This is a genomic window from Pseudomonas arsenicoxydans (assembly GCF_006438915.1).
Taxonomy (GTDB): domain Bacteria; phylum Pseudomonadota; class Gammaproteobacteria; order Pseudomonadales; family Pseudomonadaceae; genus Aquipseudomonas; species Aquipseudomonas arsenicoxydans_A.
Window position 1 is genome coordinate 103,764 of record NZ_RCZE01000001.1, and the last position, 19,561, is coordinate 123,324.

17 protein-coding genes and 1 tRNA gene are annotated in these 19,561 nt (G+C 59.3%); 13 read left to right on the forward strand and 5 right to left on the reverse strand.

The annotated features are described in order from the left end of the window. Positions 1-20 precede the first annotated feature (20 nt). The 6 genes from infB (at position 21) to EAH78_RS00490 (ending at position 6,929) form a co-directional block, all read left to right on the forward strand. Complete coding sequence (gene infB / locus EAH78_RS00465; RefSeq protein WP_140664052.1) at positions 21-2,552, forward strand: translation initiation factor IF-2; 2,532 nt, start codon at positions 21-23, stop codon at positions 2,550-2,552. A 159-nt stretch (positions 2,553-2,711) separates the two neighbouring features. Next, a complete protein-coding gene (gene rbfA, locus EAH78_RS00470) occupies positions 2,712-3,113 on the forward strand; it encodes a 30S ribosome-binding factor RbfA (protein WP_007942872.1) in 402 nt (133 codons plus the stop codon). A 3-nt stretch (positions 3,114-3,116) separates the two neighbouring features. Continuing rightward, complete coding sequence (gene truB / locus EAH78_RS00475) at positions 3,117-4,034, forward strand: tRNA pseudouridine(55) synthase TruB (RefSeq protein ID WP_123405159.1); 918 nt, start codon at positions 3,117-3,119, stop codon at positions 4,032-4,034. Between the two features lie 117 nt (positions 4,035-4,151). Then, entirely contained in the window at positions 4,152-4,421 is a 270-nt protein-coding gene (rpsO, locus tag EAH78_RS00480; protein ID WP_003177875.1) for a 30S ribosomal protein S15, read from the forward strand. A gap of 195 nt (positions 4,422-4,616) precedes the next feature. Continuing rightward, the gene (gene pnp, locus EAH78_RS00485) at positions 4,617-6,722 is read left to right on the forward strand and encodes a polyribonucleotide nucleotidyltransferase (protein ID WP_140664055.1); all 2,106 of its coding nucleotides are present in this window, start codon (positions 4,617-4,619) and stop codon (positions 6,720-6,722) included. A gap of 131 nt (positions 6,723-6,853) precedes the next feature. After that, positions 6,854-6,929: transfer RNA gene (locus EAH78_RS00490), tRNA-Thr, on the forward strand. Positions 6,930-6,936: 7 nt separating this feature from the next. Here EAH78_RS00490 and EAH78_RS00495 read toward each other — a convergent pair. After that, entirely contained in the window at positions 6,937-7,488 is a 552-nt protein-coding gene (locus tag EAH78_RS00495) for a hypothetical protein (protein WP_140664057.1), read from the reverse strand. Between the two features lie 315 nt (positions 7,489-7,803). Between EAH78_RS00495 and EAH78_RS00500 the strand changes: the two genes are divergently transcribed. Next, positions 7,804-8,109 carry a DUF6388 family protein gene (locus tag EAH78_RS00500; RefSeq protein WP_140664060.1) on the forward strand — a complete coding sequence of 102 codons (306 nt, stop codon included), beginning with the start codon at positions 7,804-7,806 and terminating at the stop codon, positions 8,107-8,109. A 101-nt stretch (positions 8,110-8,210) separates the two neighbouring features. Here the strand turns inward: EAH78_RS00500 and nadC are convergent, their stop codons facing one another. Further along, the gene (gene nadC / locus EAH78_RS00505; RefSeq protein ID WP_140664063.1) at positions 8,211-9,059 is read right to left on the reverse strand and encodes a carboxylating nicotinate-nucleotide diphosphorylase; all 849 of its coding nucleotides are present in this window, start codon (positions 9,057-9,059) and stop codon (positions 8,211-8,213) included. 381 nt (positions 9,060-9,440) lie between these two features. On the opposite strand from nadC, the gene ampD reads away from it, so the two are divergent. The 4 genes from ampD (at position 9,441) to EAH78_RS00530 (ending at position 13,682) form a co-directional block, all read left to right on the forward strand. After that, positions 9,441-10,001 carry a 1,6-anhydro-N-acetylmuramyl-L-alanine amidase AmpD gene (gene ampD / locus EAH78_RS00515; RefSeq protein ID WP_140664066.1) on the forward strand — a complete coding sequence of 187 codons (561 nt, stop codon included), beginning with the start codon at positions 9,441-9,443 and terminating at the stop codon, positions 9,999-10,001. Continuing rightward, the gene (gene ampE, locus EAH78_RS00520) at positions 9,998-10,834 is read left to right on the forward strand and encodes a regulatory signaling modulator protein AmpE (RefSeq protein ID WP_140664069.1); all 837 of its coding nucleotides are present in this window, start codon (positions 9,998-10,000) and stop codon (positions 10,832-10,834) included. Before ampD ends, ampE begins: the two co-directional genes overlap by 4 nt. A 1,586-nt stretch (positions 10,835-12,420) precedes the next feature. Beyond that, on the forward strand, positions 12,421-13,125 hold the full coding sequence (locus EAH78_RS33205) for a methyl-accepting chemotaxis protein (RefSeq protein ID WP_371258952.1): 705 nt from the start codon (positions 12,421-12,423) through the stop codon (positions 13,123-13,125). Between the two features lie 167 nt (positions 13,126-13,292). Beyond that, positions 13,293-13,682, forward strand: a complete 390-nt coding sequence (locus EAH78_RS00530) for a hypothetical protein (RefSeq protein ID WP_140664077.1) — start codon at positions 13,293-13,295, stop codon at positions 13,680-13,682. Here EAH78_RS00530 and EAH78_RS00535 read toward each other — a convergent pair whose 3' ends face one another. From EAH78_RS00535 to EAH78_RS32095, 3 genes are all read right to left on the reverse strand, one after another. After that, positions 13,683-14,459, reverse strand: a complete 777-nt coding sequence (locus tag EAH78_RS00535; protein ID WP_140664081.1) for a TatD family hydrolase — start codon at positions 14,457-14,459, stop codon at positions 13,683-13,685. A 3-nt stretch (positions 14,460-14,462) separates the two neighbouring features. Further along, entirely contained in the window at positions 14,463-15,458 is a 996-nt protein-coding gene (gene cra, locus EAH78_RS00540) for a catabolite repressor/activator (protein WP_140664084.1), read from the reverse strand. A gap of 102 nt (positions 15,459-15,560) precedes the next feature. After that, a complete protein-coding gene (locus EAH78_RS32095; protein ID WP_161599666.1) occupies positions 15,561-15,704 on the reverse strand; it encodes a hypothetical protein in 144 nt (47 codons plus the stop codon). Between the two features lie 44 nt (positions 15,705-15,748). On the opposite strand from EAH78_RS32095, the gene ptsP reads away from it, so the two are divergent. Then, complete coding sequence (gene ptsP, locus EAH78_RS00545) at positions 15,749-18,610, forward strand: phosphoenolpyruvate--protein phosphotransferase (RefSeq protein ID WP_140664087.1); 2,862 nt, start codon at positions 15,749-15,751, stop codon at positions 18,608-18,610. Further along, a complete protein-coding gene (gene pfkB, locus EAH78_RS00550; RefSeq protein ID WP_140664091.1) occupies positions 18,610-19,551 on the forward strand; it encodes a 1-phosphofructokinase in 942 nt (313 codons plus the stop codon). Before ptsP ends, pfkB begins: the two co-directional genes overlap by 1 nt. Positions 19,552-19,561: the final 10 nt, after the last annotated feature.

The window sequence follows — 19,561 nt, forward strand, 5'->3', positions numbered from 1 at the left end:
CGGCCTGAGGAGAGAAGTGCATGACGCAAGTCACGGTGAAACAACTGGCCGATGAGGTCAAAACACCGGTAGAGCGCCTGTTGCAGCAGATGCGTGAGGCAGGTCTGCCGCACACCGCCGCCGAAGAAAGTGTGACTGACAGTGAGAAGCAATCGTTGCTGACTCACTTGAAAAGCAGCCACAAGGCGAAAGTGGAAGAACCACGCAAGATCACGCTGCAGCGTAAAACCACCAGCACGCTGCGTGTTGCTGGCAGCAAAAGCATCAGCGTTGAAGTCCGTAAAAAGAAAGTTTTCGTACAGCGCAGCCCGGAAGAAATCGAAGCCGAGCGTAAACGCGAACTGGACGAACGTCGCGCAGTAGAAAATGCTGCTCGTCAGAAGGCTGAAGAAGAAGCCAAGCGTCGCGCCGAAGAAGAAGCGCGTCGCCAGCCTGCTGCGGCGCAAAACGGTACGACCGACGCTGTTGCAGCGCCTGCTGCGGTTGCCGAGCCAGTGCGTGAAAGCGCTCCGGTTGTGGCGGCTGCACCAGCACCGTCTGCTGACGTTCGCAACAAGCAGAACGAACAGCGCCGTCCGGACAAACCGCGTGCCGACGATAACAATCGTCGCAGCGGCGGTGGCGATGGTGAGCGCAAAAACGCTCCGCATCGTGCTTCGGTCAAAGAGAAAGCGCCTGCTCCACGCGTTGCGCCACGTACTACCGACGAAGAAAGCGATGGCTTCCGTCGTGGTGGTCGCGGCAAGGCCAAGCTGAAGAAACGCAACGCGCACGGTTTCCAGAGCCCAACCGGTCCTGTCGTGCGTGATGTGCAGATCGGCGAGACCATCACTGTTGGCGATCTCGCCAATCAGATGTCGGTCAAGGCTGCTGAAATCATCAAGTTCATGTTCAAACTGGGTACTCCAGCGACCATCAACCAGGTGCTTGATCAGGAAACTGCTCAACTGGTAGCCGAAGAGCTGGGCCACAAAGTGACCCTGGTCAGCGACACCGCCCTGGAAGATTCCCTGGCCGAGTCCCTGAAGTTTGAAGGTGAAACGTTCTCCCGTGCACCAGTCGTGACCGTCATGGGCCACGTTGACCACGGTAAGACGTCGCTGCTTGACTATATCCGTCGTGCCAAGGTAGCCGCTGGCGAAGCCGGCGGTATCACCCAGCACATCGGTGCGTACCACGTTGAAACTGATCGCGGCATGGTCACTTTCCTCGATACCCCGGGTCACGCCGCGTTTACCGCAATGCGTGCCCGTGGTGCCAAGGCGACTGACATCGTGATCCTGGTCGTTGCAGCGGACGACGGCGTAATGCCGCAGACCATTGAAGCGGTCCAGCACGCCAAGGCTGCCGGTGTACCACTGGTTGTTGCAGTGAACAAAATCGACAAGCCGGGCGCTGATCTCGATCGCATCCGTAGCGAACTGTCGGTTCACGGCGTGACTTCGGAAGAGTGGGGCGGTGACACCCCGTTCGTATCGGTTTCGGCGAAAGTCGGTACTGGCGTAGACGAGTTGCTCGAAGCTGTTCTGCTGCAAGCTGAAGTTCTGGAACTGAAAGCGACTCCTTCGGCTCCTGGCCGTGGCGTTGTGGTTGAATCGCGTCTCGACAAAGGTCGTGGCCCGGTTGCAACCGTTCTGGTTCAAGACGGTACCCTGCGCCAAGGCGACATGGTGTTGGTCGGTTCGAACTATGGCCGTGTACGTGCCATGCTCGACGAGAACGGCAAGCCAATCAAGGAAGCCGGTCCTTCCATCCCTGTCGAGATCCTCGGCCTGGACGGTACCCCGGATGCTGGCGACGAGATGAGCGTGCTGTCGGACGAGAAGAAAGCCCGAGAAGTGGCTCTGTTCCGTCAAGGCAAGTTCCGCGAAGTCAAACTGGCTCGCGCTCACGCCGGCAAGCTGGAAAACATCTTCGAAAACATGGGTCAGGCAGAGAAGAAGACGCTCAACATCGTCCTCAAATCCGATGTCCGTGGTTCGCTGGAAGCGTTGAACGGTGCCTTGAACGGCCTGGGTAACGACGAAGTGCAAGTGCGTGTTGTCGGTGGCGGTGTCGGTGGTATCACCGAGTCCGACGCCAACCTGGCACTGGCCTCCAATGCTGTACTGTTCGGCTTCAACGTGCGTGCCGATGCTGGCGCTCGCAAGATCGTCGAGCAGGAAGGTCTGGATATGCGTTACTACAACGTGATCTACGACATCATCGAAGACGTCAAGAAAGCTCTCACCGGTATGCTGGGCAGCGATGTTCGCGAGAACATCCTGGGTACCGCTGAAGTGCGTGACGTGTTCCGTTCGCCGAAGTTTGGCGCGATCGCCGGTTGCATGGTTATCGAAGGTGTTGTTCACCGTAACCGTCCAATCCGTGTACTGCGTGAAGACATCGTTATCTTCGAAGGCGAGCTGGAATCCCTGCGCCGCTTCAAGGATGACGCTTCCGAGGTACGTGCCGGCATGGAATGCGGTATTGGCGTCAAGAGCTACAACGACGTCAAGGCTGGCGACAAGATCGAAGTCTACGAGAAGGTTCAGGTTGCTCGCAGCCTCTAACTCGCGCACTTCAAGGGCCACGATGAGCCGCCGCATGCACATGCGCGGCACAGCGTCAGGACTCTAAACGCAACGCCCGGTCTGGCTTTTGTCAGGCCGGGCGTTTGCCGCTTTCAGACCCCACGGGTTTCACCGTGTGGCAGTAACAGGTAACAAGACATGGCAAAAGAATACAGCCGTACCCAACGTATCGGCGATCAGATGCAGCGTGAGCTGGCACAGCTGATCCGTCGTGAAGTCAAAGACCCGCGCGTCGGCCTGGTCACCATTACTGCTGTTGAAGTCAGCCGTGACGTCGGTCACGCCAAGATCTTCATCACCGTGATGGGGCAGGACAATGCCGAAGACATCGCACAAAGCATCAAGGTGCTTAACTCCGCCGCCGGTTTCCTGCGTATGCAGTTGGCTCGCGAAATGAAGTTGCGTAGCGTTCCTCAGTTGCACTTCCACTACGACGAAAGCGTCGTGCGTGGTGCGCACCTGTCGGCCCTGATCGAGCGTGCGGTGGCTGAAGACAATCAGCACCCGGTAGCGGCTGAACCCGAAGACGCCAAGGAGTAATCGGTGGCTCAGGTCAAACGTATCCGTCGTAACGTCAGCGGCATTATCCTGCTCGACAAGCCGCTGGGGTTCACCTCCAACGCCGCGTTGCAGAAGGTTCGCTGGTTGCTGAACGCCGAGAAGGCCGGGCACACCGGCAGTCTTGATCCGCTGGCCACCGGCGTGTTGCCGTTGTGCTTCGGTGAGGCCACAAAGTTCTCGCAGTACCTGCTCGACTCCGACAAGGCCTATGAAACCCTGGCGCAATTGGGCAAAACCACCACCACGGCCGATGCCGAGGGTGAAGTTTTGCAGGAACGCCCGGTGACCGTTGGTCGCGCCGATGTCGAAGCTGTTTTGCCAGGTTTTCGCGGACAAATCAGTCAGATACCGCCGATGTACTCGGCGCTCAAGCGTGACGGGCAGCCGCTGTACAAGCTGGCTCGTGCTGGCGAAGTAGTGGAGCGTGAACCGCGTTCTGTTACTATTGCGCGCTTGGAATTGCTGGCCTTCGAGGGTGATACTGCGCGGCTTGCGGTGGATTGCAGCAAAGGCACCTATATTCGCACCCTGGTGGAGGATATCGGTGAGCAACTCGGTTGTGGCGCTTACGTTGCAGAACTGCGACGTACCCAGGCCGGGCCTTTCACGCTGGCGCAGACGGTCACGCTGGAAGAGTTGGAAGCAGTACATGCCGAAGGCGGCAATGAAGCGGTTGATCGCTTCCTGATGCCATCGGACAGTGGCCTGCTGGATTGGCCACTGTTGCAGTTCTCGGAGCACAGCTCGTTCTACTGGCTTAACGGCCAACCGGTACGAGCCCCGGATGCACCGAAGTTCGGCATGGTACGGGTACAGGATCACAATGGTCGCTTCATCGGTATCGGTGAAGTGAGCGAAGACGGGCGCATCGCGCCACGTCGACTGATTCGGTCAGAATGACCGGACGAGGGTGGCTGTTAACAGGCACGGTCACTACTCATTTTTAGATACAGGGATTTGTCCCTGGCCTGTTGAAACTGTTTTTCTGAAACAGTTTCCTGATAAAAGGATTGCCTCATGGCTCTCGACGTTCAAGAAAAAGCTCAAATCGTAGCTGACTACCAGCAAGCTGTTGGTGACACTGGTTCGCCAGAAGTGCAAGTTGCACTGCTGACCCACAACATCAACAAGCTGCAAGGTCACTTCAAGGCCAACGGTAAAGATCACCACTCCCGTCGTGGTCTGATCCGCATGGTAAACCAGCGTCGTAAGCTGCTGGACTACCTGAAAGGCAAGGATCTGGGTCGTTATCAGACTCTGATCGGTCGCCTGGGTCTGCGTCGCTAATAAGCGATTGCGCTAGAGGTTGGTTGTCTGTCGTGCGTCAGCGGGTTTCCTGCTGGCGCATGGCAGGCTCCCAGCCTCAAGTTTTATCTGGACTCACGTTTTACCCTGGACAGGCGTTGGGCCGATTCCCGACATTGCCCAAGAATTTCGCAAGAAGACAAGTTCCCCAAGAGCCACAAAAGAAGGTAGGACACCGTGAACCCGGTAATCAAAAAATTCCAGTTCGGTCAGTCGACCGTTACCCTCGAGACTGGCCGTATCGCCCGTCAGGCCTCCGGCGCAGTATTGGTCACCGTTGACGACGACGTCAGCGTATTGGTGACCGTAGTCGGTGCCAAACAAGCCGATCCAGGCAAGGGCTTCTTCCCTCTGTCCGTTCACTACCAGGAAAAGACTTACGCTGCCGGTAAGATCCCTGGCGGTTTCTTCAAGCGCGAAGGCCGTCCTTCCGAGAAAGAAACCCTGACTTCCCGACTGATCGACCGTCCGATCCGTCCGCTGTTCCCAGAAGGCTTCATGAACGAAGTGCAGGTTGTCTGCACCGTCGTTTCCACCAGCAAGAAGACCGATCCGGACATCGCTGCGATGATCGGTACCTCGGCGGCCCTGGCCATCTCCGGCATTCCTTTCGATGGCCCGATCGGCGCTGCCCGCGTTGCGTTCCACGAAAGCACCGGTTACCTGCTGAACCCGACTTACGAACAACAGAAAGCTTCGAGCCTGGACATGGTCGTTGCCGGTACTTCGGAAGCCGTGTTGATGGTTGAATCGGAAGCTAAAGAGCTGACCGAAGACCAGATGCTGGGCGCGGTACTGTTTGCTCACGACGAGTTCCAGGTGGTGATCCAAGCCGTTAAAGAACTGGCCGCTGAAGCTGCCAAGCCGACCTGGACCTGGGCTCCACAGCCAGAAGCCACCGCGCTGCTGGGCGCTATCCGTGCCGAGTTCGGCGACGCGATCTCCCAGGCTTACACCATCACCATCAAGGCCGACCGTTACGCTCGTCTGGGCGAACTGAAAGACCAGGTGGTTGCCAAGCTGTCCGGTGAAGAAGGCCAGCCTTCTTCCAGCGAAGTCAAAGCAGCGTTTGGCGAAATCGAATACCGCACCGTTCGCGAAAACATCGTAAACGGCAAGCCACGTATCGACGGCCGCGACACCAAGACCGTACGTCCTCTGAACATCGAAGTCGGTGTTCTGCCAAAGACCCACGGTTCGGCACTGTTCACCCGTGGCGAAACCCAAGCTCTGGTTGTTGCAACACTGGGTACCGCCCGTGATGCACAACTGCTGGACACCCTGGAAGGCGAGAAAAAAGACCCGTTCATGCTGCACTACAACTTCCCTCCGTTCTCGGTAGGTGAGTGTGGTCGCATGGGTGGCGCTGGTCGTCGCGAAATCGGTCACGGCCGTCTGGCCCGTCGTTCGATTGCAGCCATGCTGCCTGCTGCCGACGTGTTCCCGTACACCATTCGTGTGGTGTCGGAAATCACCGAGTCCAATGGTTCGAGCTCGATGGCTTCCGTTTGCGGCGCGTCCCTGGCCCTGATGGACGCTGGCGTTCCGATGAAGGCACCAGTTGCCGGTATCGCCATGGGTCTGGTTAAAGAAGGCGAGAAATTTGCCATCCTGACCGACATCCTGGGTGACGAAGACCACCTCGGCGACATGGACTTCAAAGTAGCCGGTACCGCCAAAGGTGTTACCGCGCTGCAGATGGACATCAAGATCAAAGGCATCACCGAAGAAATCATGGAAATCGCTCTGGGCCAAGCCCTGGAAGCGCGCCTGAACATTCTCGGTCAGATGAACCAGATCATTGGCCAGTCGCGTACCGAACTGTCGGAAAACGCTCCGACCATGATCGCGATGAAAATCGACACCGACAAAATCCGTGATGTCATCGGTAAAGGCGGCGCGACCATTCGTGCGATCTGTGAAGAGACCAAGGCTTCGATCGACATTGAAGACGACGGCTCGATCAAGATCTTCGGCGAAACCAAGGAAGCGGCTGAAGCAGCACGTCAGCGCGTTCTGGGCATCACCGCAGAAGCTGAAATCGGCAAGATCTACGTCGGTAAGGTTGAGCGCATCGTCGACTTCGGCGCATTCGTCAACATCCTGCCGGGCAAGGACGGTCTGGTTCACATCTCGATGCTGAGCGACGCTCGTGTTGAGAAAGTGACCGACATCCTGAAAGAAGGCCAGGAAGTGGAAGTACTGGTACTGGACGTGGACAACCGCGGCCGTATCAAGCTGTCCATCAAAGACGTAGCTGCTGCCAAGGCTTCGGGCGTTTAATCACTCCCCACGCCTGACCGCTTCAACGTTATAAAAAATGCCCCGCAGTGAACACTGCGGGGCATTTTTTTGTCTGCGAAACAGGGTGTGAAGTTGCTGACCCTCGAACCCGGTGCTAGGTTTAGCCCACTGCCCGTGTAGCTCAGTTGGTAGAGCAGCGCACTCGTAACGCGAAGGTCGCAGGTTCGACTCCTGTCTCGGGCACCATCTCCCGTTATTTCACCTTTCTGCTCAGGTCATCCACGGTGCGTTTGAGCTGATCCAGCTGCTTGTCCTGATCGCTGACTTCGCGCTTCAGGCTGGACAGCTCACTGGAGCTTGAGCTGGAACTCGATCCGGCACTGCGCTTGAGGTCTTCAACCTGGCTGGCGAGCTTTCTCAGCTCGATGTTCTGTGCACTGACAGTTCGCTTGAGGTCGCTGACTTCGCTGGCACTCGAGCTTGAACTGGACCCCGCATTCTTTTTGAGTTCTTCGATGAGTCTGGTTTGTTCCTTGACCGTTTTCTCAAGGTTTGCAATGTCAGTTGTGTTGGTTTTGGCGGTGCTCGATAATTGCGTAACCATGTCGATACTGATATCGCTCCTCGTCATCACATCCTTGCCATACAAATTGTGAAAGGTGAGGAATTTGTCGCTGGAACTAGAACTGTCGGAACTGAACTCCAAACCGGCCTGGGCGGTACTGGACAGAGCCAGGCTGCCGAGAAGAAGGGCCGCCATGCTGGCTGCGAGAAGGGCAGTCGAACGCTTTGCAAGACTGGACATCACTAGGGTTCCTTGTGAAGTGCCTATATGGCACATCGCTATGACTTTACCGTTTTAGCGTTGTTCCGGCGACGCGAGACAATATTTTCAAAAAGCCCCTCCAGGGTTTTTTTGTAGATTTGATGTAAAAGTCCATATAAATCGTCAACCAAACGTCCTATATTCGGAGCCTGCACACGTACCACTTTGCAGTTTTCAGATGATCCCCGAATGGTTCTGAAGGCCAGACAAACCGGGCTTCACACGGTTTTTTGCGTCAGAGAGATCCTTGATGATCCAGATCCATCTTCCATTCCCCAGATCAGCGAGAACGACATGACTGTTAAAGAATTGACCCAAGAAGCCAGACACGAAGAAGCGCTCAAAAAGTACTTGCTGGATTCGCCCCAGCTCGCCGACGAGATCAAGGACCTGCCGGCCGACGATCAGAAAGACCAGATTCAGTGGGCGTTCGAGGATGAGGCCGAGTCCCAGGGCTTGCAGCCGTGGGAATTGACGCTCAAGTACACCTCGACCCCTGAAGAGTTCGAGGCTGCGCGACTGGTGCTGCACAAAGAGGCAGCCGAGGTGCTGGGCGTCGAGTGGGAAGAGTACTGCGAGATGAATAATCTGGTGGTCTGACCTGTAGGAGCGAAGCTTGCTCGCGATAGCGGACTGACATTCAACATCAATGTTGACTGAAAGGGCCTCATCGCGAGCAAGCTCGCTCCCACATTTGTTGATCAGAGGCTCAGGCGCATCGACAGGTCGACAGCCTTTACGTCCTTGGTCATCGCGCCAATCGAAATGTAATCCACCCCGGTTTCGGCGATCGGTAGCAGCGTGCTTTCGTTAATCCCGCCGCTGGCTTCCAGTTTTGCCTTGCCCGCGTTCAGGCGCACGGCTTCACGCATATCATCCAGGCTCAACTCATCGAGCATGATGATGTCGGCGCCTGCCGCCAGTGCTTCCTTGAGCTCTTCGAGGCTTTCCACTTCGATCTCCACCGGTTTTCCCGGGGCAATCTTGTGCGCGGCGTTAATGGCTTCAGGGATGCCACCGCTGGCGGCGATGTGGTTTTCCTTGATCAGGAAGGCGTCGTACAGACCGATGCGGTGGTTGTGGCAGCCGCCGCAGGTGACGGCGTACTTTTGCGCCAGGCGCAGGCCCGGCAGGGTTTTTCGGGTGTCGAGCAACTTGACCTGGGTGCTGGCGACAAAGTCCGCCAGATGCTGCGCACGTGTGGCCACGCCTGACAGCAATTGCAGAAAGTTCAGCGCACTGCGTTCGCCAGTGAGCAGCGAGCGCGCCGGGCCTTCGAGGTGAAACAGCGCCTGATTGGGTTGAACCCGTTCGCCATCACGCACCTGCCAATGCACCGCGACCCGCGGGTCCAGTTGCCGGAACACTGCATCGACCCACGCCGTGCCGGCAATGACGGCGGCATCACGCGTGATGATGGTGGCTTTTGCCAGGCGTTCGGCCGGGATCAACTGTGCGGTGATATCGCCGCTGCCGATGTCTTCGAGCAGCGCACGGCGTACGTTGGCTTCGATTTCGGCGGTCAAGTCGGCGAGACGTAGATTCGGCATAACGGGCTCCACAAACAAAGTGGCCCAATTATAGGGGTATGGCACGAGTCAACCCAAGGTGTCAGAGGCTTTCCGTTTGCGCTGAACCCTGCATTTGGTCGATTTATCGTTTAAGTAGGTGCCCGTCCTACGCGTCTATTTGGAGGGGAGGTGAAGAGTCTGCTGGCACAGCAGGTGCTTTTTGGGAGCGCAGCCGCACTGGCCTGGCACTGGAATTTCGTCGCGGCGCGGTGCGCGCGTTGGACGATACTTTGCTGTTTGACCGGGCGCTGGCCTCGGTGCTCGGTAACCTGCGCCGCCTCAATCGCGGCAAGTGATCGCGTCCCGGTGGGCTATCGCGGCATACTGGGCGCCAACACAGTCGTCGCTGAAGGAACCTGTATGCAGTTGGACCCCGCGAGCGGTTGGTGCCAGGACGTGCGTTTATGCCCCTCACCCAACTTCAATGCGCGCCCTTCGGGCGAAATTTCCCTGCTGGTGATCCACAACATCAGCTTGCCGCCAGCGCAGTTCGCGACCGGCAAAGTGCAGGAATTCTTCCAGAATCGTCTGGATGTCACGGAGCATCCTTATTTTGAAGGTATAGCTGACCTGCGGGTATCAGCGCACTTTCTGATTGAGCGTGACGGCACGGTCACTCAGTTTGTCTCTTGTCTTGAGCGCGCCTGGCACGCCGGTATATCGAGCTTCGAGGGCCGGGAAACCTGTAACGATTTTTCCGTGGGCATCGAGCTTGAAGGCACGGATGATCTGCCGTTCACCGATGCTCAGTATCACGCGCTGACGGCCTTGACCCGACAGCTGCAAAACGCCTACACCGGCATCACTGCGCAGCGCATTTGCGGGCACAGCGACATTGCCCCGGGGCGCAAGACCGATCCAGGCCCGGCGTTCGACTGGGCACGCTATCGCGCGACCCTGGCAAAAGAGGAAGGACAATGAGTTTTCTGGTGTTGCTGTTGGCGGTATGGATCGAGAAGTTCTCGGCACTGCGCCATCGGGTTCAGCGTGATGGCGGTTGGGTACGCGAGCTGAACAAGCTTGAGGTCATGCCACGCCTGATCGACCGGCCCTGGTTGATATTGGCCCTTATGGTGTTGTTTCCGGTCGCGCTGCTGGGGATGCTGCTGGTGGTGCTGGATCCGGTGGCCTACGGTCTGTTGGCGTTACCGGTGCATTTGCTGGTGGTGATTTACAGCCTGGGGCGCGGCGATCTGCTGGCCGGGTTGGGGCCGTTTCGCGATGCCTGGCGCCGGGAAGACCTGCAAGCCGCCGCGCATGTGGCCAAACGTGACCTGGATATATGCGCCGAAAACGGCGAGCAATTGCTGGAACGGGTCGAAGCGAACCTGCTCTGGGAGGCTTACCAGAGTTTCTTCGCGGTCATTTTCTGGTATTTCCTGCTGGGGCCGGTTGCCGCCCTGAGTTATCGCTTGCTGGCACTGGCCGAAGAGCATGGCCAGAACCCGGCCGTGGTTGAGCGCGCGGCACAACTACGCCACGCCTTTGATTGGGTGCCCGTGCGGTTGCTGGCGGCGAGTTTTGCACTGGTCGGCAACTTTGTGGCGGTCGGTCGGGTGATGTTGCATGAGTTGCTGAATTGGAACATCAGCGCCGCTCAGTTGATCGAGAAAGTCGGGATGGTGGCCGGTGAAATTCCGGCACCGGTCGTCGGACCGGATGGCATCAACAGCCTGGACCGGATCTGGGAGTTGCTGCTGCGCGCGGCAGTGCTCTGGTACGCCGGTTTTGCGCTGTGGACAGTCCTCCCTTAACTCAGCGCTGTTGTGGCGAGGGGGTTTGCCCCCGTTCAGCTGCGAAGCAGTCGTAAATCTGGAACACTTCCTGGAACTGATAAATTGCGCAGGGAGGCTTCGCTACCCAACGGGGCGAGGCCCCTCGCCACACCTCGTTAACCTTAAGTTACAAAACCCCCTGCCGATTTAAGATATACAGGGATAGCGCTGAATAGTGGCTATCTGCCGCCGAGGCCGCGCCTGCCAAATAAAAATAAGAATGCAATGGGAGACTTCCAGTGAAGAGCTTGCTCTATCCCGCCGTCGCGCTGATGAACCGCCTGAGTTTCGGCATGAAGTTCAGCCTGATCAGCGTGCTGTTCCTTGTGCCCATGCTGGTCACCAACTTTTATCTGGTGCGCGACTCCTATCGCGAATTTCAGGGCACGCAAGTCGAGCTGCAAAGCCTCGACCTGCTGGGCAGTGGCATGACGCTGCGGCGTGACCTGGAGACCCTGAACAATCTGGTGCAGATCAACGTCACGCTCGGTCAGTCTGGCAAGGCTGGCAATGTCGAGTCGAAGATCGGCACGTTGGAGCAAAGTATTCTGGCGCGCCTGCACGGGCTGACCGCGATGACTACCGATCCGGAGCAGATCACCATTTTCGACGGCAAACGCGATGAAATGATCGCCGCGTTCAAGGCCCAGCAAGCGGAAACCTCCCTGCAAAGCAAAAGTGGAATGATCGGCAAATTGCTCGGCAACGCGCAGATTTTCAGCCAGATCATCGCCACCCAGGCCGGCCTCAGTCGCGACAGCCAAAGCGACATGCGTCAACTGAGCGAGCTGATTACCAACGCCACCCCACCTGTCACCCAACTGCTGGGCGAAGGCCGGGCGATGGGTTCATTTTCGCTGGGGCAAGGCTTTCTCAACTCGGCATCGAGCACTCGTTTCGATGAGCTGTTGGCGCAGATCGAAAAACTCCAGGGCGAATACGGCCTGAAATTGCAGGACGCACTGGGGTCCAGCAAAGCGGCGCGTGAAACCTTGGCCGCTCAAGCCGATAGCAGTAAGGCCTCGCTGAAAAAAGCCAGTGAGCTGTTCGAAGAAAAAGTGGTGATGGCAGACACCCTCGATGCACCCTGGCAGGGCTTTTACGATCAAGTCACCGGCTTGATGGACCAGACCTACCAACTCAACGAGGCCACCCTGAAGTTCCTCGGTACCCAGTTGCAGCAGCGACTGGAACAGAACCGCACCCACATGGTTTTGCAGGCCGTGGCGTTGTCGGTGGTGTTCGTGTTGATTTTCTACCTTTACGGTGGCTTCTACGCATCGACCCGCACCACCCTCAAGCGTCTTGGCGCGATGATGGACACGGTCGCTGCGGGCGACATGACCGTGACCTTCCGCGCGGAAAGCCGTGATGAACTCGGCGAGTTGGGCGAGGTGTTCAACGGCACCGTGAAGAAAATCCATGACCTGATCGAGCGCGTCGGCCAGACCGTCAATGAGGTCGAGCGCCAGGCCGGGCAGGTGCAAAGTGTTTCTACCCAGAGCAACCAGGCGGTGGCCGGGCAACGTTCGCAGATCGAGCAAGTCGCCACGGCCATGAACCAGATGTCGGCGACCTCCCTTGAGGTGGCGCGCAGTGCCGCCGCTGCGGTCAGCAGCGCCCACAGCGTCAACGATGAGACCATCAGCGGTCGCGGCCTGGTGGCGTCCCAGCAGGGCAGCATCGCGCAACTGGCCAGTGAGATCGATCAGTCAGTGATCGTGATCAATCAACTGGCCAGCGACAGCCAGTCCATCAGCCGCGTGCTGGAAGTGATCAAAAGCATTGCCGAGCAGACCAATCTTCTGGCCCTTAACGCCGCCATCGAAGCCGCTCGGGCCGGTGAGCAGGGGCGCGGGTTTGCGGTGGTGGCCGATGAGGTCCGCACGCTGGCCAAGCGCACTCAGCAATCGACCGAAGAAATCGAGCAGATGATCAGCAAGCTTCACAGCGGAGTCGGTGCGGCGGTGAAAGCCATGGGCATCAGCCATCAGGTGGCCGATGGCACGGTGGGGCAGTCGGAAAAGGTCCAGCAGGCGCTGGAAAACATCCTCGGCGCTGTCGGCATGATCGTGGACCAGAACCAGCAGATCGCCGCCGCTGTCGAGCAGCAGACCGCCGTCGCCCATGACATCGATCAGAACATCGTCGAGATCAACCGCGCTGGCGAGCGTACCGCGGAAGGGGCGCACCAGACCGAGGATGCCAGCCGTGCGCTATCGGCTCAGGTGGTAGAACTCAAACACCTGATCAGCGCCTTCCGGGTCTGAGAAATCCCTGTGGGAGCGGGCCAATTCGCGCCCACAGGATTTTCGAAAAATCTGTAGTACTTTTTTCCTTTTAAGGAAGGAATTTTCCTGTTTTCCTCCGTGCTCTGATTTTTCGTCTTCAATGAAGCAAGATCATTCACTCTGGCCAGCCCTGAGGAGGCGCGGTTATGTCTGTTGCAACAATAGGGATACAGGGACATTGCGCTCACTGCGAGAGCACCCTGCGGCTGGAAGCCTGGCAACTCAACGCGATTGCAATCAACGAATCATTTGCCTGTACTCACTGCCACAAAGCCTTGCAGTTGAGCGACCCGAAACAGATCAAGCGCTTCAAGTCGCTCGACTCGCTCGCCTTGCTGCAGGCGAGCACGTTGCTGATGGTGTGCACCGCGGTGCTGGTGGCTTTGGTCATGGAATGGATCGGCATGCTCAGCGTCGTCGAACAGCTGAATTTTTCGCTGGTCGCCATTCTGGTCTACTTCGTCGTCATACAGTTCGCCCGGCATCGGCAACACATCACGCTGATCCTGGAAGCCGCCAAGGCTCATGCCGACTGATTACCAGTTGAACAGCTCGCAGGCGTTGGCCGTGCTGGCGGTGGCCAATTGCTCTGGGCTGATCGCCATGATCTGCGCCAGCGCCGAGCAAATGGCCGGCAGGTGCGCCGGGCTGTTGCGTTGACCGGGAAACATGGCCGGCGCCATGTCCGGCGAGTCGGTTTCCAGCACCACCGATTCCAGCGGCAATTCGGCGAGCACACGGTGCATGCGCAGCGCCTGCGGCCAGGTCGCGGCGCCACCCAGACCCAGCTTGAAACCAAGCTTGATGTACTCGCGCGCTTCTTCTTTGCTGCCCGCGAAAGCGTGGATGATCCCGGCACGTTTCAAGCGAAAGCGTTTTAGCGTGGCAATCACCGCCGCATGGCTGCGCCGTACATGGATCAGCGCCGGCAGATTGAAGTCCGCCGCCAGTTGCAGTTGCGCATCGAACAGCGCCTGCTGGCGCTCGCGGTCCAGGGTTTCGATGAAGTAATCCAGACCGATCTCGCCTACCGCGCACAACTGCCGATGACCGGCCAGGCGCGTCAGCCAGTCACCGAGTGCCTGCAGATCTTCAGGTCGATGGTCCTCCAGATACACCGGGTGCAAACCGAATGCGGCATGCAAGTCGGGATCGCTTTGCACCAGGTCCCAGACTCGCTGCCAATTCGCCTGATAGACCCCCAGCACCACCATTCGACGCACACCCACGGCGCGGCTTTCGGCCAGCAGCGCCTGACGATCCGCGTCGAAATCCGGAAAATCCAGATGAGTGTGGCTGTCGATCAGCTCCACGGTTCAGTCTCGGTGAATACGCTGCTTGAAGGTCCGCGCGATGGCCTGCACGCCGGGTTGGTAATCTGACTGCTCGATGGCCGCCAGCGCCAGCGCCAGGGCTTTATCGGCGATCAACTGATGCTGCTGGGCCATGGCGTTGACCGGCAGCGGCAGGAAGTCCAGCAACTGCGTGTCACCGAACGTTCCCAGGCGCAACGGACGGGTTTTCAGCGGGAAATCATGCAAGGCATCGAACACCCCCTGAAGCAACACGTAGGAAGTGGTCACCAGGGCGTCCGGCAAATGCCCCAGACGCTGGAGCATTTCTTCCATCAACTGCTTGCCGCACTCGCGGCTGAACGATTCGCCGTGCTCGATCAGCACCTGGCCTTTGAAGCCGTCCAGCGCTTCTTTGAAGCCGGCCGCGCGTTCCTGGCTGATGCTCAACTCGGGGCGCGCGCCGATCAAGGCGATTTGCTTGGGCAACGGGTCCAGTAGACTGCGGGTCAATTGCAGGCTGGCCTCGCGGTCGTCACTGATGACCGAGCAAAAGTGCTCGGGCTCCATGACCCGGTCGATGGCGATGATCGGCATGCCTTTGGCCTGCAACTGGCGATAGCTGTCGTCATCAGTCGGCAGGCAACTGGCGACGATCAGCGCATCGCAGCGCCGGGCGCGGAACAGTTTGAGCAATTGCCGCTCACTGTCGGGCGCATCGTCGGAGCTGGCGATCAGCAATTGATAGCCGCGCGCCCGGGCACCTTGCTCCAGCAATTTGGCGATTCGTGCGTAACTGGGGTTTTCCAGGTCCGGCAGAATAAAACCCAAGGTGCGCGTGTGCCGACTGCGCAACCCGGCCGCTTGAGGATTGGGTGTAAAGCCATGCTGTTCGACCACAGCGCGCACGCGCTCGACGGTGGCACTGCTGATGCGTTGCTGTTCGGCTTTGCCATTAATGACATAACTGGCGGTGGTTACGGACACACCGGCCAACTGTGCGATATCACTGAGTTTCAACTCGGGATTTCCTTGTTTTTTCGAGCTTGCCCCGACATTTTCGCCAATCCTACCCGAATCCGGCAGGCGACTAGTGTCCAAGCCCATCCGACAAGTTGGGCTTCAAGGATGCGACATTATCGAGTAACGTGCCAAGTGTTCTAGATTAAACGTTTCAGCAAGCGTATTTTCAGGGTTATACGCACCCTTGACCGGTTCTGCCGTGAAACCGCCAAAAGTGACCGTTAAGCGCTTAAGCTGATTCATTCAAAACAATACCTGGCGTCCTCAGACGCCAAAAAGGAGAAAGCATGCTCGAGCTCACTCTAGAGCAGATATCCATGGGCCAGTCGGCTGTGGATAAGTCCGCTGCGTTGCAGCTACTGGCCGAGCATCTGGTTGCCGATGGCCTGGTCGCCGACGGGTACTTGGCCGGTTTGCAGGCGCGTGAGGCTCAGGGCTCGACCTTTCTCGGTCAAGGTATTGCCATCCCCCACGGTACACCGCAAACCCGCGACCTGGTGTTTTCCACCGGCGTGCGGCTGATGCAGTTCCCCGAAGGCGTGGATTGGGGCGACGGCCAGATCGTGTACCTGGCGATCGGTATCGCGGCCAAGTCCGACGAACATTTACGCTTGTTGCAACTGTTGACCCGCGCCCTCGGCGAAACCGACCTGGGCCAGGCCTTGCGTCGCGCAAGCTCCGCCGAGGCCTTGTTGAAACTGCTGCAAGGCGCGCCGCAGGAATTGGCGCTGGATGCGCAGATGATCGGCTTGGGTGTGTCAGCCGATGACTTCGAGGAACTGGTCTGGCGTGGCGCGCGTTTGCTGCGCCAGGCCGATTGCGTGAGCAACGGTTTCTCCGCCGTGTTGCAACAGGTCGACGCGTTGCCGCTGGGCGATGGCTTGTGGTGGTTGCACAGCGAGCAAACGGTCAAGCGTCCGGGCCTGGCCTTCGTCACCCCGGACAAACCGATGCGCTACCTCGGCCAGCCGCTCAGCGGCCTGTTCTGCCTGGCCAGCCTCGGTGAAGCCCATCAGGCCTTGCTCGAACGTCTTTGTGCGTTGCTGATTGAAGGCCGTGGCCACGAACTGGGCCGCGCCACCAGCAGCCGCAAAGTGCTCGAAGTCCTTGGTGGTGAAGTGCCGGCGGACTGGCCGAGCGCGCGCATCGCATTGGCCAACGCCCACGGCTTGCACGCGCGCCCGGCGAAGATCCTCGCCCAGTTGGCAAAAAGTTTTGAAGGCGAAATTCGCGTTCGCATCGTCGACGGTCAGGACAGCGCGGTGTCGGTAAAAAGCTTGAGCAAACTGCTCAGCCTCGGCGCCCGTCGGGGTCAGGTGTTGGAGTTCATTGCCGAACCGAGCATCGCCGCCGATGCCTTGCCGGCCTTGTTAGGCGCCATCGAAGAAGGCCTCGGCGAAGAAATCGAGCCTTTGCCGCCCGTGAGCCAACAGCGCGAAGAGCTCGCCGAGGTGGCCGAAGTGCTGCTCGCCCCGGCGTCCGGCAGTGTGATTCAAGCGATCGCCGCGGCCCCGGGCATTGCCATCGGCCCGGCGCATGTTCAAGTGCTGCAAACCATCGATTACCCACTGCGCGGCGAGTCTGCCGCCATTGAGCGCGAGCGTCTAAAACAGGCGCTGGCGCAGGTACGTCGCGACATCGAAGGCTTGATCGAGCGCAGCACGTCCAAGGCGATCCGCGAGATTTTTATCACTCACCAGGAAATGCTCGACGACCCGGAACTGACCGACGAAGTCGACACCCGCCTCAAGCAAGGCGAAAGCGCCGAAGCGGCGTGGATGGCAGTGATCGAAGCGGCGGCCAGACAGCAAGAATCGTTGCAGGACGCGTTGCTCGCCGAGCGTGCGGCAGACTTGCGCGACATCGGCCGGCGCGTGCTGGCGCAACTGAGCGGCGTCGAAACGCCGAGCGAGCCGCAGCAGCCTTACATTCTGGTGATGGACGAAGTAGGGCCATCCGACGTCGCGCGTCTTGATCCGACCCGCGTCGCCGGCATTCTCACGGCTCGCGGCGGCGCTACGGCGCACAGCGCGATCGTCGCCCGAGCGCTGGGTATTCCGGCGCTGGTCGGTGCTGGCGCTGAGGTGTTGCTGCTGGCGCCGGGCACGCCGTTGCTGATTGACGGCCAGCGCGGCCGCCTGCATGTGGATGCCGATGCGCTGACCTTGCAACGCGCCACCGAAGAGCGCGACACCCGGGAGCAGCGCTTGAAAGTCGCCGCTGAACAACGTCATCAACCGGCGCTGACCATCGACGGTCACGCGGTCGAGGTGTTCGCCAACATTGGCGAGAGCGCCGGTGTCATCAGCGCAGTGGAGCAGGGCGCCGAAGGCATTGGCCTGTTGCGCACCGAACTGATTTTCATGGCCCACCCGCAAGCGCCGGACGAGGCCACTCAGGAAACCGAGTATCGCCGCGTCCTCGACGGCCTGGCCGGTCGGCCGCTGGTGGTGCGAACCCTCGACGTCGGTGGGGACAAACCGCTGCCGTATTGGCCCATCGCCAAGGAAGAAAACCCGTTCCTCGGCGTGCGTGGCATACGCCTGACGCTGCAACGCCCGAAAATCATGGAAGCGCAATTGCGCGCCTTGCTGCGGGCCGCCGACAACCGTCCGCTGCGGATCATGTTTCCGATGGTTGGCAGCGTCGATGAATGGCGTCAGGCGCGGGACATGACCGAACGACTGCGCCTGGAAATCCCGGTGGCTGATCTGCAACTGGGGATTATGATCGAAGTGCCGTCGGCTGCCTTGCTGGCGCCGGTGCTGGCCAAAGAGGTCGACTTTTTCAGCGTCGGCACCAATGACCTGACCCAATACACCCTGGCCATCGACCGTGGTCATCCGACCTTGTCCGCCCAGGCTGACGGCTTGCACCCGGCGGTGCTGCAACTGATCGACATCACCGTGCGTGCGGCGCATGCCCACGGCAAATGGGTCGGCGTGTGCGGCGAGTTGGCGGCGGACCCGCTGGCGGTGCCGGTTTTGGTCGGGCTGGGCGTGGACGAACTCAGCGTGTCGGGGCGCAGCATTGCCGAGGTCAAGGCGCGTATTCGTGAGCTCAGCCTCGCCCAGACCCAAATCCTCGCCCAACAGGCCCTGGCCGTGGGCAGCGCCAATGAAGTGCGCGCATTAGTGGAGGCTCTGTAATGGCCCGGATTTTAACCCTGACCCTCAACCCGGCGCTGGACCTGACCGTGCAGTTGCCACGCCTTGAAACCGGTCTGGTCAACCGCAGCGACGCCATGCACACCCACGCCGCCGGCAAAGGCGTGAACGTGGCGCAAGTGTTGGCGGACCTTGGTCATGAGCTGACCGTCAGCGGATTTCTCGGTGAAGACAATCTCCAAGCGTTCGAAACCCTGTTTGCCAAACGCGGTTTTGTCGACGCGTTTATCCGCGTTCCCGGCGAGATTCGCAGCAACATCAAACTCGCGGAAAGCGACGGGCGTATCACCGACGTCAACGGTCCGGGGCCGCGGGTGAGTGAAGCGGCGCAGCAGGCATTGCTAGATCGTCTTGAACAAATAGCGCCGGGGCATGACGCCGTGGTCGTCGCCGGAAGCCTGCCGCTGGGCGTCAGTGCACGCTGGTTGCAGGCGTTGATTGTGCGCTTGAAAAAACTCGGTCTGAATGTCGCCCTCGACACCAGCGGCGAAGCGTTGCGTGCCTCACTCAAGGCCGGCCCGTGGCTGATCAAACCCAACACCGAAGAACTGGCCGATGCGCTCGGCTGCGAGGTTGTTTCGGTGGCGGCACAAGCGGAGGTTGCGAGCCGTTTGCACGCGCAAGGCATCGAGCATGTGGTGATTTCTCACGGTGCCGATGGCGTGAACTGGTTCAGCGTCGGCTCGGCGCTGCATGCCACGCCGCCCAAGGTCAGTGTCGCCAGCACGGTGGGCGCGGGCGATTCGTTATTGGCCGGCATGCTCCATGGTTTGCTCAGCGCCGACACGCCTGAACAGACCCTGCGCACCGCCACGGCGATTGCCGCGATGGCGGTCACCCAGATCGGTTTCGGCATCGGCGATGCCGCGCAATTGGCGCAGCTCGAACAGGGCGTGCGCGTGCGCCCCCTGACAGAACAATAAGAGGGTTTGT

Bases quoted from the DNA above. Each gene is read 5' to 3' on its own strand.
- EAH78_RS32095 (WP_161599666.1), bottom strand. From the start codon at position 15,704: ATGAATCAGCTTAAGCGCTTAACGGTCACTTTTGGCGGTTTCACGGCA.
- EAH78_RS33205 (WP_371258952.1), top strand. From the start codon at position 12,421: ATGTCGGCGACCTCCCTTGAGGTGGCGCGCAGTGCCGCCGCTGCGGTC.
- nadC (WP_140664063.1), bottom strand. From the start codon at position 9,059: ATGCCGAATCTACGTCTCGCCGACTTGACCGCCGAAATCGAAGCCAAC.
- EAH78_RS00500 (WP_140664060.1), top strand. From the start codon at position 7,804: ATGACTGTTAAAGAATTGACCCAAGAAGCCAGACACGAAGAAGCGCTC.
- infB (WP_140664052.1), top strand. From the start codon at position 21: ATGACGCAAGTCACGGTGAAACAACTGGCCGATGAGGTCAAAACACCG.
- ptsP (WP_140664087.1), top strand. From the start codon at position 15,749: ATGCTCGAGCTCACTCTAGAGCAGATATCCATGGGCCAGTCGGCTGTG.
- pfkB (WP_140664091.1), top strand. From the start codon at position 18,610: ATGGCCCGGATTTTAACCCTGACCCTCAACCCGGCGCTGGACCTGACC.
- ampE (WP_140664069.1), top strand. From the start codon at position 9,998: ATGAGTTTTCTGGTGTTGCTGTTGGCGGTATGGATCGAGAAGTTCTCG.
- rbfA (WP_007942872.1), top strand. From the start codon at position 2,712: ATGGCAAAAGAATACAGCCGTACCCAACGTATCGGCGATCAGATGCAG.
- EAH78_RS00530 (WP_140664077.1), top strand. From the start codon at position 13,293: ATGTCTGTTGCAACAATAGGGATACAGGGACATTGCGCTCACTGCGAG.
- rpsO (WP_003177875.1), top strand. From the start codon at position 4,152: ATGGCTCTCGACGTTCAAGAAAAAGCTCAAATCGTAGCTGACTACCAG.
- EAH78_RS00495 (WP_140664057.1), bottom strand. From the start codon at position 7,488: ATGTCCAGTCTTGCAAAGCGTTCGACTGCCCTTCTCGCAGCCAGCATG.
- ampD (WP_140664066.1), top strand. From the start codon at position 9,441: ATGCAGTTGGACCCCGCGAGCGGTTGGTGCCAGGACGTGCGTTTATGC.